Origin of the sequence: Pseudofulvibacter geojedonensis, from assembly GCF_042675745.1 — a bacterium.
Taxonomy (GTDB): domain Bacteria; phylum Bacteroidota; class Bacteroidia; order Flavobacteriales; family Flavobacteriaceae; genus Pseudofulvibacter; species Pseudofulvibacter geojedonensis.
In genome coordinates this window covers 204,519-221,289 of the sequence record NZ_JBHTJM010000006.1, presented here as the reverse complement: position 1 = coordinate 221,289, position 16,771 = coordinate 204,519, and the positions used below count along the sequence as shown (strand labels likewise).

Sequence of the window (16,771 nt, the reverse complement as noted above, 5' to 3'; positions counted from 1 at the left end):
TTATTTTTGCTCTAATTGTGTTATTCTAGCTTCTAATTCTTTGTTAGCTGTACTTAATTCTTTAATAGCTTGAGTAAGTAAAGGAATTAACTGGATATAGTTAATGCTTTTTATTTCTTCGTATTCTTTTTTAATGTTAGCAAGCTTAGGGTTTTTCTGGATGTCTTCTTTAGAATAATTATGATTGTTTAAAGGTATTTTAGATTCTTTGATAATGTACGGTAATACAGTTTCTACTTCTTGAGCAATAAAACCTATTTGTTTTGTTTTTGAGAAACCTGCATTTTTATAACGATTATCATCCCATTTCATGCTGTAAGTAGTCGGGTTTAGTTTGTTAACCAATGCTATAGCGTCATTAATAGGTTGAATATTTCTTTTTAACTTTTTATCAGATATATTAAAAGTACCCCCAGTTACATTAAGGTCTCCTGAAGCTAAAACAGCCCATCCTGTATTTGTTCCTTCTACACCTTGAACGCCGATACCTCTTCTATCTGTAGCATTAGCGCTTGTTCCAATTATAGCGGTACCTATACCAGAATTTTCGGTGGCATTAACACCTGTTGCTCCTGTTGGTGTAGCTGTAGTGTCATTAACAGAAATCTCTAATCCAGTACCTCCGTCATTATCTTCAGCATAAAGGCCTCTACCTCCTGAGGTGTATGCATTTATAGCGTATATTAAACCATTTCCATTATCTCCATTGGTAACTTGGCCAGGAATCCATGTAGTATTTCCATATACTACAAACTTATCTACATTGTAGAAAAAATTATCTTCCCCAACAATAGAACGTCCTTCTACAGTTATACCTCCTGGTTGCGCTGTTGCAGTTCCCCCAGTAAAAGTATTACCTACAATTAAGTTGTTGTTAACTTCTAAAGTAGCGTTAGTTGGGTTGTTTTCTCCAATACCAATTCTACCGGCACTTGTAATTCTCATACGCTCTACATTATTTGTACGAGCAATAAAATCATTTGCGTCTCTTGTTCCAATAAAGTTTACATTTGCATTGGTTCCTGTATTACCTAGTAATGTCCAGTCTGAACTTGGTCTTGTTTCTAATTTTACCCATTCAGAACCATCCCAGTAATAAAAACCAGTACCACTCCCTCCAGTAATACCTGCATTTGTATTGTATACAAGTAAACTAGTTGCTGGAGTATTAATAGTAGACCCCGTATTATTTACATTAGGTATTGATATTCGTGGTATTAATAAACCGCTATTTGTTGAGCTAATTTCTAAAGATGAACTAGCATGAGGAGTTGTTGTGCCAATTCCAACTTGAGCAATACCTGAGTTAAAAGCAAAGATAAAAACACTTGTTATTAACTTAAGAGTGTGTGTACGTATCATAAAATTCGGGTTAAATATTAGTCACTTAAAGTGAAAATTAATCTCGCGAATTTACTTTTGTTAAGATGTAAAATGTTTTTTTTTATACAAGGTGTTTTTATTTTAATACTAAATGCTTTTTAAGCGTTTTTAAATAAAAAAAACGCCCATAATTGGGCGTTTTATAAATTTTATTAATAGGAGTAAAATATTATTTTCTGTTTTTCACTTTAGCTTTTCCGTATTTTAATGGTTCTAATTTTTTAGGACCATATGGGAAACGAACACCTTCGTGCTTAGAAGTTACCTTCCCAGAGGCATCTTTATTATCAATTCTATTAGCTACAATATGCCATGAAAATGAAATGTTAGAGTTACCACCATTAAGCTCTTTTACAGTAAAACTGTTTTTAGATTTGTTAGTAACATAAACACCTTTACAATCACCTTCTAATTGAATAAATACTTTTAAAGGATGTTTTTCGTTTACTACGATATTTTGAGCAAATATTGGATCTATTTTTACAGTAGCAGTACCGTTAGTTAATTTGGCAACACCGTAATCTTCAAATAAAATCTCTGGTGCTTCTGGACAGAATAAAATACGCTCATGTCCTTTAGCGTCTTTTACTATAGTAGATACAGAACCTCCTCCAGTAATTTTATAATCAGTTCCGTTGTAATTCAATCCAACATAAGCAAAATCACCCGTTGTTTGCCCTCCATTGAAAAAACCACCATAAAACTCATTACTAGTAGGTCCTCCTCCTTCTGCCGGAGGCCTAGGTACATCAGAAATACCTGCTAATCTAGCTTCAGATCCAATAGCACCTGAACCATTATCGTTTCTTGATATAAGTCCCCATCTATCTCCAGAAGTACTGTTAGAACTAATTAGTCCTCCAAGTTGACTACCAGCAGCAGAGACTCCAATTGTATAATCTGCTATAATAGGGAAACCATGAGCACCACCATCAAAAGCACCACCAACGTTGGTGTTTCCTGTTGTTGCAGCAGTTTCGTGTCTACCATAAACGGCAGCATTTCCTTGACCAGAAGTATATCCGTTAATTGCATAATCATTTGCAGCAGCAAAAGATGTAAACATATCTACAGTAGGGAAAGGAGAAGCTTGTCTAATGAAAACATGGTCGTTATTAGAATCTACAAAAAACATGTGTGTTTCACCTGTTCCTTCTACTCTAAAGTCATAATTTTGAGCATCTTCATTAACTACTGTTTCTGTAGTTCCCATTCTCATTCTTTCAATGTTGTTTACTTTAACAACTAAAGGTTCAGCATCTGTAGTACCTAAAAAGTCTGTACCATTATTGGTTCCACTGTTTCCTTTTAAAGCCCAGTCAAAACCTCCTGGAGATCCTGCAAATGCTACCCATCTGGTGCCATCCCAGTAATACAATCCTGCTGCCACGTTGTTAGGAGAAGTTCCAGATGCACCATTGTTCCATACAAAGGTTCCGGCAACTGGTGCTCCACCAGTGTCTTGATTGGTTACAGTAGTGGCGTCATTAATATCGTTTAATTGAACTCTAGGAGGAACTAGTCCGCCTGTTGAAGAGCTAATGTCTAGTGCACCTACTGGAGTGGTAGTTCCTATTCCAACTTGTGCAAAACTACTAGAAGCTAATAAGAATAAAGTAGCACCTAGTAAAGATTGGGTAATCTTATACATGGTATTTTTAGGTTTAAAATTAATAATTCGGGTCCCTACTTTCTTTGAGAAAGAAGTTAAGCGAATATAGCTTATTGCCTACTAACTAGATAGTGAAATAAGTGTATTTCGATGAAATACCCTTATTAACGACAAACAACCACCCTTAATCTATTTTTTTTGCATTTCACCGAAACCGATGTCGATCAGAGAATTTTACTACAAATTCTAAATAAAAAAATCACCCTTTATGAGGGTGATTTTGAAATTATTTTGATGTGCTTTAAGTATTATTTTCTGTTTTTTACTTTAGCTTTTCCGTATTTTAATGGTTCTAATTTTTTAGGACCATATGGGAAACGAACACCTTCGTGTTTAGAAGTTACTTTACCAGAGGCATCTTTATTATCAATTCTATTAGCTACAATATGCCATGAAAATGAAATGTTAGAGTTACCACCATTAAGTTCTTTTACAGTAAAACTGTTTTTAGATTTGTTAGTAACATAAACACCTTTACAATCACCTTCTAACTGAATAAATACTTTTAAAGGATGCTTTTCGTTTACCACGATATTTTGAGCAAATATTGGATCTATTTTTACAGTAGCAGTACCGTTAGTTAATTTGGCAACACCGTAATCTTCAAATAAAATCTCTGGTGCTTCTGGACAGAATAAAATACGCTCATTTCCTTTTTTGTCCTTTACAATAGTAGAAACACTACCAGCACCTACAATTTTGTAATCAGTACCTCTATAATTTAAACCAACATAAGCAAAATCACCTGTTGTTTGATTACCGTTGAAAAAACCACCATAGAACTCATTACTACTTGCTGGTCCTCCTTCTGCTGGAGGTCTAGGTACATCAGAAACACCTGCTAGTCTAGCTTCAGAACCAATAGTCCCACCAGAACCATTATCATTTCTTGATATAAGTCCCCATCTATCTCCAGAAGTACTATTAGAGCTAATTAATCCTCCAAGTTCATTACCTGCTGCAGATATACCCATTGTATAATCTGCTATGATAGGGAAACCATTTGCTCCACCATCAAATGCACCAGCTACATTAGTGTTTCCAGATGTTGCAGCAGTTTCGTGTCTACCGTAAACGGCTGCATTTCCTTGACCAGAAACATAACCATTTATAGCATAATCATTAGCAGCTGCATATGATGTAAACATATCTATAGTTGGAAAAGGAGAAGCTTGTCTAATGTATACGTGATCATTACTAGAATCTACAAAAAACATGTGTGTTTCACCTGTTCCTTCTACTCTAAAGTCATAATTTTGAGCATCTTCGTTAACTACTGTTTCTGTAGTTCCCATTCTCATTCTTTCAATGTTGTTTACTTTAACAACTAAAGGTTCAGCATCTGTAGTACCTAAAAAGTCTGTACCATTATTGGTTCCACTGTTTCCTTTTAAAGCCCAGTCAAAACCTCCTGGAGATCCTGCAAATGCTACCCATCTGGTGCCATCCCAGTAATACAATCCTGCTGCCACGTTGTTAGGAGAAGTTCCAGATGCACCATTGTTCCATACAAAGGTTCCGGCAACTGGTGCTCCACCAGTGTCTTGATTGGTTACAGTAGTGGCGTCATTAATATCGTTTAATTGAACTCTAGGAGGAACCAATCCACCTGTTGCAGAGCTAATGTCTAATGCACCTACTGGTGTGGTAGTTCCTATACCTACTTGAGCAAAACTACTAGAAGCTAATAAGAATAGAGTAGCACCTAGTAAAGATCGGGTAATCTTATACATAGTATTTCGGGTTAAAAATTATTAATTAAATCTAAAATGATTTACAAGAAATCAAGTAAATCTAACCATTTGTCTATTAAATAGGTAGGTTGTATGGTGTAAAATCGACAACTAACTGATTATTATCGATAAAGTGTGTTGTTTGTGAGTGTTTAAATGGTTGATTTTCATTTTTTTATCTAATTTAGGTTTAATACAAAGACTGTTGTTTTAAACAGTCTTTGTAAAATATTCAATAATGATTAGTGTGTTTATTTTATTTTTTCAATGTTAATGTCTTCTTTCTTGTCTTTAGGTCTTTTAAAAGCTTCGACTCTATTAGGAATGTTCTGGTCTGGAGCAGTTTTTCCGAACTCTAAAGTGTTTCCGTTCCACCATAAGGCATGAGGCTCTAGGTTGTTATTTGACTCGTTGTAAAAAATCTTCGAAATATTTTCGTTAAAGCCTTTTCTTGTTATTTCCTTAGGTACTTGATGATCTGCATATCCTGTTTTTTCGGCAACAGCGATCCATGAAAAACTTACATTTGAGTTTCCTTCTAGATTTTCTATAACAGAAAAACCATCTTTAGTAATTCTAGCGGTATAAACCCCTTTTGTTTCACCCATAGGAGTTACAGTAACTATTATTGGTTTATTAGAATTGATTAAGTTTTTAAATTTTTTATCAAAATTAATATTTGCCTTCCCATTAACTAAAGTGCCTACACCTTTAGATGTAATATCTATTGTAGTAGAAGAAGAGGTGTAATTAACTGTTCTATTACCATCATTACCTGTGTTAAGCATAGCATAAGCATCGTTAGTTAACAATAATCCATCAGAATAGATACCAAATCGGCTTCCTTTTGCAATAATTCCGTATTGATTACCTTGAGCAAATCCTCCTAAGAACCCACCTTCAAATCCAAAACCAATATTGGTATTTATAGCGTTTGTACTTAATCGTCCACCTCCACTATTGTATGCAACAGACCCATAAACTCCATGATCGTTACCATTGCTTCTTTCATAACCTAAGGCTCCCCATTCTCCACTAGTACTATTTACTCCAACTACACCAGCCACTCTTCTAGCTGTATTGCCAGTTGTTTGTCCGTAAACTGCTGCTGAATAATCTTCAGTATTACCTAATTGCCCATTAATTGCTGAGGTCATATCAGTATAAGAATTAGCAGCAGAACTAGTTGTACTTGTTAAACCCCTTACACCTGGTCCGTTATAAGCAGTACCTTCATATTCACCTTGTACTCCTGCAAATACCGTATTACCTCCGTTAACTTGTCCATATACTCCAGAACCATCATTTGCAGAGTATCCGTTTACTGCCCAATCAAAAGTAGCGTTACTAACAGCGTTCATTAAGTCTCCTGGTATAACTGTATTGTATGTTCCAACAAAAAATTCTCCTAAAGAGCTAAAACGACCTCTATAGATACTATTTGTATGAAAATCTAAATTTTGATTATCTGTTGTTCCTATAAAGTTAGCACCACCTGCAGTTGCAGTTCCTCCGTCTGTTCCAGCGTTACCAGTAATTCCCCAGTATGTATTAATGCCGCCACCGCCGCCACCGCCAGCTCCTACAGCTTTCCAGGTAGCATTACCGTTTGCATCTGAAGTTAGAACATAACCGTCTTGTTGCTGTCCGTCTTCTAGTCTGAACATATAAGAACCGGTAACTGCAGTAGTAGTTTCTTGTACTAAAATATCATCTACAGCAGCAGCTAAATCATCATCTCCAGTATATTGAAAACGTAATGAATAATTATTTCCAGCAATAACTGTTTGGGTGCTAGTATGTGAGGCATCTAGAGCATCTGCACCAGCATGACTTTCTAAAGTAGCTGTTACACTAGCAGTAGTTTCGTTGTATAATGTTATAGTTAAGCTATCATCTGGGCCTATATAATCATTGTATGAATAGTTGAAAGAGATGTCTATTGAAGTAGTTGTAGGGGTAAATGTTCCCTCAATTAAAGTTTGATCTTGAACACAAGTTCCACTATATAAAATATAGGCTCTATCTCCATTACATGTGGTGCAAGACGCGTTTACGCTTGTAGCAGATATATGCCAAACACTGGTACCTCCAACACAAGTATTAGCTCCACCTGCAACAGATGTAACTGTGCCGCTTGAAAAATCATTAGAATATAGGGTTGTTAAACCACCAGCAGATCCTACAACTGTAGAACCAGTAACATGGAATTTAGCAGAAGGGGCTGTATTTCCTACTCCAACATTTCCAGTATTTGCGTTATGCATGTCGTTACCAACAACCGTCCAATCGGTATCTGTCCCTCCAAAAGGAGACCAAACTGTACCAGTGTAATAATAAAAACCGGGAGTATTATCTGTTTGATATATCAATAAACCTGTAGTAGCTGCCGATACTGTAATAGCATCTCTTTGCGCTTGAGTCATTCTAGGTATTAGTATACCTGAGTCTGTAGATTCTATTTCTAAAGCAGCACTAGCATTAGGAGTTGTTGTTCCTATTCCTACTTGAGAAAACATAAGGTGTGTAGTTAACAAGCAAATAATTGCTGTTAGGTAGCGAGTAATATTCATCATGTAAAGTAATTTTTAATGGGATGCTAAATTCTAGCATGGCTAAAATATAAATTAGTTTACGTGTTGTTGAATTTTGAACATTTTAATCGTTTAAATGAGAATATAATCGATGTTTTGTTGTTTTTAAGGTTGTTTTGTCTATTTATTTTATTTTTCATTAAATATTTGATATTTGTAAATTGGTTGATCGGTAATTATTTTCGATAAACGGTTTTTGAGAATAGAAGGAAGGATTAATTAGCAATATGTTTTAATTTTTTAACAGAATAACTAATTCTCATATGCTAGGAAATAGAATATTAACCATCTTTAGTTTTTTTTAAGTAATGTTTGTATAAAAAAAAGAGGTTGTCAATAAAAGACAACCTCTACCCCAAAAAAACTATTTTAGAACTTTCGTTCTGACGCTAAATTACAATATAGAATCAAAATATAGGTTTGCAACTAGAGGTTATTTCTGGTTTTTAGTTAAATAGAAAGTAAATATCGATAAAAGGATATTTTTTGTATGTGAAAAATATATTAGTTGCTAGAAGTTTACTATATGTTTTTTGGTTTTTCTATGTAAAAATAGAATGTTTGTATAAAAATATTTGGCTATTAGTTTTTTTTGTTGTTAAATTTGCCGAAGAAATTGTTCATTAACGTATTGGATGTTATCAAGAAAGGCTGAGGGATTAGACCCAATGAAGCCTTAGCAACCCTTTATCCTGTATAAAGAAGGTGCTAAATTCTACCAAACTCTAAACTTAATTTAGAAATGGATAGATAACGAGCAAATAATTTCTTTCCTAGAAATTACAACAACTCCCATATTCTTGTTTAACAATACTTTTAAGCTTCTCTAATTTATTTAGAGCAGGTATTTTGTATTGTTATAACATCTTTTAGGTTACTGATTGAATTATAAAAGTCAATGAGTAAAAAAGATTTACATACTATTACGATTCCTAGTTACACTACTATAAGTGGTAATAAGTTCGATAATTTACCATTATCATATCAAGTTTTTGGACAAACGATTGGTACAAGTCCAATAGTTTTAGTTAATCATGCTTTAACAGGGAATAGTAATGTTTTGGACTGGTGGAAAGAAGTAGTTGGAGAAAATAGATTGATTGATATAAATAGGTTCACCATATTGGCATTTAATATTCCTGGAAATGGATATGATGGATTTTTGTTAAACGATTTTACTTCGTTTGTGCTAAAAGACATAGCTAAACTTTTTAAGATTGGTTTAGATAAATTAGGTATTACTAAGCTTTTTGCATGTATAGGTGGGTCTATTGGTGGAGCTTTAGCTTGGGAATTGGGAGCTTTATCTCCGAACTTAATAGAAAATCTAATTCCTATTGCTACAGATTGGAAAACTACAGATTGGTTAAAAGCTAATTTAACAGTACAAGAATTGATTTTAAACAATTCAACAAATCCGGTTCATGATGCACGAATACATGCAATGAATTTATACAGAACACCTGCTTCATATAAAACAAAATTCAATAGAACATATAATGAAGAGACAGAAATTGCTAACGTAGATAGTTGGCTATTTCATCATGGAAATAAGTTAAGCGAGCGTTTTGAATTAAAAGCTTATAAGTTAGTTAATTATTTACTAGGAACCGTAGATATTACAAGAAACGGAGAGACTTTTTTAGAAATCGCTTCAAGAATAAAAGGCAATATAATAATAGTAGGTATAGATACCGACTTGTTTTTTTTAGCAAATGAAAATAGAGAAACCTATGAAGAATTATCAACTAGAAAACCGAATGTGCAATACCATGAAATTCAATCAATTCACGGTCATGATGCTTTCTTAATCGAATACAGTCAATTAAATAGCATTTTAAAAAATATTTTCACAAAAGAATTACAAAAGAAATAATGAGCATAAAAGTTATAAAGTTCGGAGGGAAATCATTAGCTAACGGAAACGGTCTTAGTAATGTTTTAGAAATAATTTCTCAAAAAAACAAAGAAGAAGAAAATTTAGTAGTAGTAGTTTCTGCAAGAGGTAATACTACAAATCAATTAGAACAGATATTAGAACAGGCAAAGAATAAAGAAGATTATTCTAAAGCTTTAGAACAATTAAAAAAAGAAGAATTAGAACCATATTACTCACTAGAATTAGAAGAAGTTTTTTTAAGGTTAGAGCAATTGTTTCAAGGAGTTTTTTATTTAGGTGATTACAGTACTAAAATTAAAGATGAGGTATTGGCTTTCGGAGAGTTGCTATCGGCAAAAATAATTACAAAATTATTAGCTAAACGAGGTGTTGAAGCTAGTTTTATAGATTCTAGACAATTAATAATAACTAATAATAATTTTGGAAATGCCGTAACTTTAGAAAAAGAAACAGCCCAAAAAATTAAGACATACTTCTCTAATAATAAGTTATCTAATGTTAAAATAGTAACTGGTTTTATAGCGTCTAATTTAAAAGGAGAAACAACAACTTTAGGAAGAAATGGTAGTAATTATACAGCTTCGTTGTTGGCTAATTATTTAAGTGCCAGAGAGGTGGAGAGTTATACACATGTTGATGGTATTTTTACCGCTAATCCAGATTTAGTTCCCGATGCAAAAAAAATAGAGCAGTTGTCATTTAATGAGGCAAATGAGCTAGCTAATTTTGGAGCAAACATATTACATGCTAAAACAATACTTCCGTTAGTAGAAAAGCATATACCGCTAAGAATATTAAATACTTTTAAACCTGAAGATAAAGGAACGTTAATTAAAAAAGAGTCAGTAGCTAAAGGGATTAAATCTATTTCTGTATTAGAAGATGTGGCACTAATAAGTTTTGAAGGTAGAGGCTTATTAGGAAAAGTTGGAGTAGATGCAAGAATATTTAAAGCATTGGCAGACAATGATATTAGTGTTAGCATTATTTCTCAGGGCTCATCAGAAAGAGGAATTGGTTTAGTGGTTAAAACGGTTAAAGCAACTAAGGCTGTATTAGCATTAGAGAAAGAGTTTGAAAATGATTTCTATAAAAAAGATGTGAATAACATAAGTATTGTAGATAATGTAGCAGTTATTTCAATTATAGGTCAGGAATTAAATGAGTTTCATAAACCTTTTAATGCATTGGTGAAAAATCAAATAACTCCTTTGTTATTCAATAATACTATTACGGGTAAAAATGTAAGCCTAGTGGTGTATAAAGATCAATTGCATAAAGCAGTAAATGTTATTCACGGTCAGGTATTTGGAGTAACTAAGAAAATTAATATTGCAATTTTTGGTAAAGGTTTAGTAGGTGGAACACTTATTAATCAAATATTAGAAAACACTCAATCAATACTTGAAAAGAGAAAAATTCACTTGAACATTTTTGCCATTGCTAACTCTAAAAAAGTTTTATTGAACAAGGAAGGTGTTACAAGTAATTGGGAAAGTGATTTAGATAATACTGCATTAACTAATGATATAGTAAAGCAAACTTTAGCTTACGCACAAGAATACCACTTAGAAAATCTAATAGCAGTAGATAATACGGCAAGTTTAGATTTTGTAAATAATTATATACCATTAGTAGAGGCTGGTTTTGATTTAGTTTCTTCTAATAAAATAGCAAATACAGTTTCTTTCGAATTTTATAAAAAACTGCGAAAGTGCTTAGAAGAAAATAAAAAAGAATACTTGTATGAAACCAATGTAGGAGCAGGTTTACCACTAATAGATACAATTAAGTTATTGCATGATTCTGGAGAGAATATTACAAAAATAAGAGGAGTTTTCTCGGGATCGTTAAGTTACTTATTTAATAAATATTCTTCTTCAGCAATTCCTTTTTCAGTTGTGTTGCAAGAAGCAATAGACAAAGGTTTTACAGAACCAGATCCTAGAGAAGATTTATGCGGAAACGATGTGGCTAGAAAATTATTGATTTTAGCTAGAGAGTTAGATTTAGAAAATGAATTTGAGGACATAACAATCGAAAACTTAATACCACAAGAGTTTAGAGCTATAGAAGCTAAAGAGTTTTTATCAGGTTTAGAAAAATTAAATAATACTTTCCAACAGAAAAAAGAAAGTCAAAAAGAAGGTCATGTATTAAGGTATATAGGAGATTTATTAGGCGACTTACAACAACCAAAAGGAGAATTGGCAGTTAAGTTAGTTTCTGTGTCTAAAAGCTCCCCTTTAGGAAGTCTGAAAGGATCTGATGCAATTTTTGAAATTTATACAGAATCTTATGGAGAACAACCTATCGTAATTCAAGGAGCTGGAGCTGGAGCTCAAGTTACAGCAAGAGGAGTTTTTGGAGATATTCTAAGATTAGCTAAAAACAATAATTAAAAAAAAGCCAAATAAATATGAGCAAGCATTTTGAAACTATAGCGGTTAGAACACAAACAGAAAGGACTCAATTTTCTGAGCATTCTACACCATTGTATTTAACATCGAGTTTTGTTTTTGATGACGCAGAGGATATGAGAGCTTCTTTTGCAGAAGAAAAAGAGAAAAACTTATACAGTAGATTTTCTAATCCAAATGCAACAGAGTTTATAGATAAAATTGTAGCTATGGAAAAAGCAGAGGCAGGCTATGCCTTTGCTACAGGAATGGGAGCTGTTTTTTCTACTTTTGGAGCCTTATTAAATGCCGGAGATCATATTGTTTCTTGTCGCTCTGTATTTGGTTCAACCCATAGCTTGTTTACTAAGTTTTTACCTAAATGGAATATAGAAACAAGCTATTTTAAAGTAAACGAAGTAGATAGAATAGAAAGTTTAATTCAGCCAAACACTAAAATATTATATGCAGAAACACCTACTAATCCGGCAGTAGATATTTTAGATTTAGAGTTGTTGGGGAGAATAGCAAAGAAACACAATTTATTACTTGTTATAGACAATTGTTTTGCAACACCTTATTTACAAAATCCTATTGATTTTGGAGCAGATCTGGTAATACATTCAGCTACTAAACTGTTAGATGGTCAAGGAAGAGTACTGGGAGGAATCACTGTAGGGAAAGCTGATTTAATAAGAGAAATCTATCTATTTGCAAGAAACACAGGGCCTTCTATATCACCTTTTAATGCTTGGGTGTTATCTAAGAGTTTAGAAACGTTATCTATTCGAGTAGAAAAGCATTGTGATAACGCACTCAAAGTAGCAGAATTTTTAGAGAACCACCCCAAAGTAAGTTTGGTAAAATATCCATTTTTAAAATCACATCCTCAATATGCTATTGCTAAAAAACAGATGCGTTTAGGAGGCAATATTGTTGCGTTTGAGGTTAAAGGAGGAATAGAAGCTGGAAGAAAGTTTTTAAACAATATAAGGTTATGCTCATTATCAGCCAATTTAGGAGATACCAGAACTATTGTAACCCACCCAGCTTCTACAACTCATAGCAAACTATTAGAAGAAGATAGGTTAGAAGTAGGAATTACAGATGGGTTAGTTCGCTGTTCGGTAGGTTTAGAAAATGTAGAAGACGTGATAGCAGACTTAAAACAAGCATTAGAATAGTTGTCAATCATTAGTCTAAAGTTGATTTTTTACAACTTCGGGAGATTCCTTTGTTAAAGAGCTAGGTTTTAGAAGAAATAGTAAAAGTAACTTGAAAAGAAAGTAGTTAAAAGATAATAGATAATGTGTCCATCTATAAGATGAACCATAAAATCCATCGCAAGAAGCGTTACAAATGAAAAACAATATATATAAAGAAATACAAAAAAGAATATTGGTACTTGACGGCGCAATGGGTACCATGCTACAAGAATATAAGTTTACGGAAGAAGATTTTAGAGGCGAACGTTTTAAAGATTACCCAATTCCATTGCAAGGGAATAATGATTTGTTATCAATTACTCAACCAGAAGCAGTAAAGGAAGTTCATAGAAAATACTTTGAAGCGGGTGCAGATATCGTAGAAACCAATACTTTCTCTGGAACTACTATAGCTATGGCAGATTACCAGATGGAAGATCTAGTATATGAACTTAATTATGAGTCAGCTAAAATAGCTAAAGAAGTTGCCGAAGAGTTTAATCAATTAACCCCTAATAAACCAAGGTTTGTTGCTGGTTCAATTGGACCAACCAACCGAACAGCTAGTATGTCCCCGGATGTAAATGATCCGGGGTATCGAGCTGTAACTTTTGATGAGTTAAGAGAGGCATATAAACAACAAATTGAAGCTTTATTAGATGGAGGAGCAGATATCTTATTAGTTGAAACCGTTTTCGATACTTTAAACGCAAAGGCTTGTTTGTTTGCTATTGAAGAAGTTAAAGATGAGAGAAATATAGAAGTACCTATTATGGTTTCTGGAACCATAACTGATGCATCAGGTAGAACATTATCTGGGCAAACAGCCGAGGCATTTTTAATTTCTATATCTCATATACCATTGTTATCGGTAGGGTTTAACTGTGCTTTAGGAGCTAATTTGTTACAACCACATTTAGAGTCAATAGCTCCAAAAACAGAGTTTGCTATATCTGCTCATCCAAATGCGGGTTTGCCTAATGCTTTCGGAGAATACGACGAAACTCCAGAAGAAATGGCTCAGCAAATAGAAGAATATCTAAAAAAAGGATTGATAAATATCATTGGTGGTTGTTGCGGAACTACTCCTGCTCATATTAAAGCTATTACAGAGTTGGCAAGTAACTATCAACCAAGAAAAGTAGAGGTTTAAGATGAAGTTAGATGGTAAAAGATACATGAAATTAAGCGGTTTAGAACCGTTAATTATTACTCCAGAAAGTAATTTTATTAATGTAGGTGAGCGTACCAATGTGGCAGGTTCACGAAAATTTCTTCGTTTAATAAAAGAAGAAAAGCATGACGAAGCCTTAGCTATTGCTAGGCATCAGGTAGATGGAGGAGCACAAATCATCGATATTAATATGGATGATGGTTTGATTGACGGTAAAGCAGCAATGGTAAAGTTTTTAAATCTGATTGCTGCAGAACCTGATATTTGTCGAGTACCCATCATGATTGATAGTTCTAAATGGGAAATTATAGAAGCAGGTTTACAAGTTGTTCAAGGTAAATGTGTTGTTAATTCTATTTCGCTTAAAGAAGGAGAAGAAAAATTTATTTGGGAAGCCAAACAAGTAAAACGTTATGGAGCTGCAGTTATTATTATGGCTTTTGATGAGGTTGGTCAAGCAGATAATTATCAAAGAAGAATAGAAATCGCAGAGCGTTCATATAGAATATTAGTTGATGTTGTTCGTTTTCCTCCAGAAGATATCATATTCGATTTAAATATATTTCCTGTAGCAACAGGAATGGAAGAGCATAGAAAAAATGCTATTGATTTTATTGAAGCTACACGTTGGGTTCGCGAAAATTTACCACATGCCAGTGTAAGTGGAGGAGTGAGTAATGTGTCGTTTTCTTTTAGAGGGAATAATGTAGTTAGAGAGGCAATGCACTCGGTATTTTTGTATTATGCCATTCAGGCTGGTATGAATATGGGTATTGTAAATCCAACCATGTTAGAGGTGTATGATGATATTCCAAAAGATTTATTAGAATATATAGAAGATGTAATTCTAGACAGAAGAGATGATGCTACAGAAAGATTGTTAGAATTTGCAGAAACAGTAAAGGGAAAGAAAAAAGAAGATGAGGTAACTGCTTTAGAATGGCGAAATTTACCGTTGCAAGAACGTATTACACATTCTTTGGTAAAAGGAATAGATGCTTTTATAGTAGAAGACGCAGAAGAAGCTCGTAAAAGTGTAGAAAGGCCGTTGCATGTTATTGAAGGACATTTAATGACTGGTATGAATGTAGTGGGTGACTTGTTTGGAAGCGGAAAAATGTTTCTGCCTCAGGTAGTGAAGTCTGCTCGTGTAATGAAAAAAGCAGTAGCTTATCTAAATCCATTTATAGAGGCAGAAAAAGGAGAGGAACAACAAGCTTTAGGTCGAATTTTAATGGCTACGGTTAAAGGTGATGTACATGATATAGGTAAAAATATTGTATCGGTAGTTTTAGGTTGTAATAATTACGAAATTATCGATTTAGGAGTTATGGTTCCTCCAGAAAAGATTATAGAAACAGCTAAAAAGGAAAAAGTAGATGCTATTGGTTTAAGTGGACTGATAACACCATCTCTAGATGAAATGGTCTATTTAGCCAAAGAAATGGAACGTGAAAATTTAGATATTCCTTTACTTATTGGTGGAGCAACAACATCTAAGGCGCATACAGCAGTAAAAATAGATACTCAATATAAAAATGCAGTAGTACATGTAAACGATGCTTCAAGAGCTGTTACCGTTGTAGGAGATTTATTAAACAAGAGTAGCAAAAATGAGTATGTAGCTAAGCTTAAAAAAGATTATGAAGCGTTTCGAGACAAGTTTTTAAAAAGAGGTAAGACAAAATCGTATATAAGCATAGAAGAAGCTCGCAAGAAAAAATTTGTAATAGATTGGAATCAAACCGAAATAAAAAAACCTAAAGAATTAGGAGTTCAGACTTTAGAGCAGGTGAGTTTAAAAGAGTTACTTCCGTATTTTGATTGGTCGCCATTTTTTCGTTCTTGGGATTTGCATGGTAAATTCCCCAATATCTTAGAAGATGAAATTGTAGGAGAGCAAGCAACAAATTTGTATCAAGATGCTCAACAAATGTTGAATGAGATTGTAGTTAATCAATCACTTAAACCAAAGGCTGTTTTTGGTTTGTTTGAAGCAAATACTGTTAATGATGATGATATTTCTGTACAGAAAAAAGGAAAGGACGTAGCTGTTTTTAGAACTCTACGTCAGCAATTACAAAAAAGAGAAGGGAAATTTAATCATGCTTTAGCAGATTTTATTGCTCCTAAGGAGACCGGTAAAACAGATTACATAGGTAGCTTTTGTACAGCTGTTTTTGGAGCAGATGAGTTAGCAAATAAATACAAAGAACAACAAGACGATTATAATGCAATTATGGCTCAAGCCTTAGCAGATCGTTTTGCCGAAGCTTTTGCAGAGTATTTGCACCATAGAGTACGTACAAAGCATTGGGGCTATGCCAGTAACGAAAATTTAAGTAACGAAGAATTAATTAAAGAAAATTACAAAGGTATTCGTCCGGCACCAGGTTATCCAGCCTGCCCAGACCACTTAGAAAAAGAAACCATTTGGCAATTACTTAATGTAGAAGAAAGGATTGGAGTGAGTCTAACAGAGAGTTTAGCAATGTGGCCAGCAGCTGCAGTTTCGGGTTATTATTTTGCCAATGAAGAAGCTAAATATTTTGGCTTAGGAAAAATTACCGATGACCAAGTACGAGATTATGCAGAACGAAAAGGAATTGCATTAGAAAAAGCAAGAAAGTGGTTGCACCCTACGATTGCTGAATAAAAGTAAATATAATTAGAGTTTTAGTACTAATAAACAAGTACTTAATACCAGGATA

The 16,771-nt window shown here is 33.7% G+C and carries 9 protein-coding genes and 1 riboswitch; of the genes, 5 read left to right on the top strand and 4 right to left on the bottom strand.

The window, feature by feature from the left end:
* The 4 genes from ACFQ1O_RS06000 to ACFQ1O_RS05985 form a co-directional block, all read right to left on the bottom strand.
* The gene (locus tag ACFQ1O_RS06000) at window positions 1-1,362 is read right to left on the bottom strand and encodes a tail fiber domain-containing protein (protein ID WP_377714366.1); all 1,362 of its coding nucleotides are present in this window, start codon (window positions 1,360-1,362) and stop codon (window positions 1-3) included.
* 190 nt (window positions 1,363-1,552) lie between these two features.
* Window positions 1,553-3,034 carry a hypothetical protein gene (locus ACFQ1O_RS05995; protein WP_377714364.1) on the bottom strand — a complete coding sequence of 494 codons (1,482 nt, stop codon included), beginning with the start codon at window positions 3,032-3,034 and terminating at the stop codon, window positions 1,553-1,555.
* Between the two features lie 269 nt (window positions 3,035-3,303).
* The gene (locus tag ACFQ1O_RS05990; protein ID WP_377714362.1) at window positions 3,304-4,788 is read right to left on the bottom strand and encodes a hypothetical protein; all 1,485 of its coding nucleotides are present in this window, start codon (window positions 4,786-4,788) and stop codon (window positions 3,304-3,306) included.
* Window positions 4,789-5,039: 251 nt separating this feature from the next.
* On the bottom strand, window positions 5,040-7,364 hold the full coding sequence (locus ACFQ1O_RS05985; RefSeq protein WP_377714360.1) for a hypothetical protein: 2,325 nt from the start codon (window positions 7,362-7,364) through the stop codon (window positions 5,040-5,042).
* Window positions 7,365-8,017: 653 nt separating this feature from the next.
* Window positions 8,018-8,139: riboswitch (SAM riboswitch) on the top strand.
* Between the two features lie 141 nt (window positions 8,140-8,280).
* Here ACFQ1O_RS05985 and ACFQ1O_RS05980 point away from each other — a divergent pair.
* The 5 genes from ACFQ1O_RS05980 to metH all read left to right on the top strand — a co-directional run bounded on the left by ACFQ1O_RS05980 (window position 8,281) and on the right by metH (window position 16,716).
* Window positions 8,281-9,258 carry an alpha/beta fold hydrolase gene (locus ACFQ1O_RS05980; protein ID WP_377714358.1) on the top strand — a complete coding sequence of 326 codons (978 nt, stop codon included), beginning with the start codon at window positions 8,281-8,283 and terminating at the stop codon, window positions 9,256-9,258.
* 5 nt (window positions 9,259-9,263) lie between these two features.
* The gene (gene thrA / locus ACFQ1O_RS05975) at window positions 9,264-11,684 is read left to right on the top strand and encodes a bifunctional aspartate kinase/homoserine dehydrogenase I (protein WP_377714794.1); all 2,421 of its coding nucleotides are present in this window, start codon (window positions 9,264-9,266) and stop codon (window positions 11,682-11,684) included.
* Window positions 11,685-11,701: 17 nt separating this feature from the next.
* A complete protein-coding gene (locus ACFQ1O_RS05970; protein WP_377714356.1) occupies window positions 11,702-12,865 on the top strand; it encodes a trans-sulfuration enzyme family protein in 1,164 nt (387 codons plus the stop codon).
* A 175-nt stretch (window positions 12,866-13,040) separates the two neighbouring features.
* Complete coding sequence (locus ACFQ1O_RS05965) at window positions 13,041-14,039, top strand: homocysteine S-methyltransferase family protein (RefSeq protein WP_377714354.1); 999 nt, start codon at window positions 13,041-13,043, stop codon at window positions 14,037-14,039.
* A gap of 1 nt (window position 14,040) precedes the next feature.
* On the top strand, window positions 14,041-16,716 hold the full coding sequence (gene metH, locus ACFQ1O_RS05960; RefSeq protein ID WP_377714352.1) for a methionine synthase: 2,676 nt from the start codon (window positions 14,041-14,043) through the stop codon (window positions 16,714-16,716).
* Window positions 16,717-16,771 lie beyond the last annotated feature (55 nt).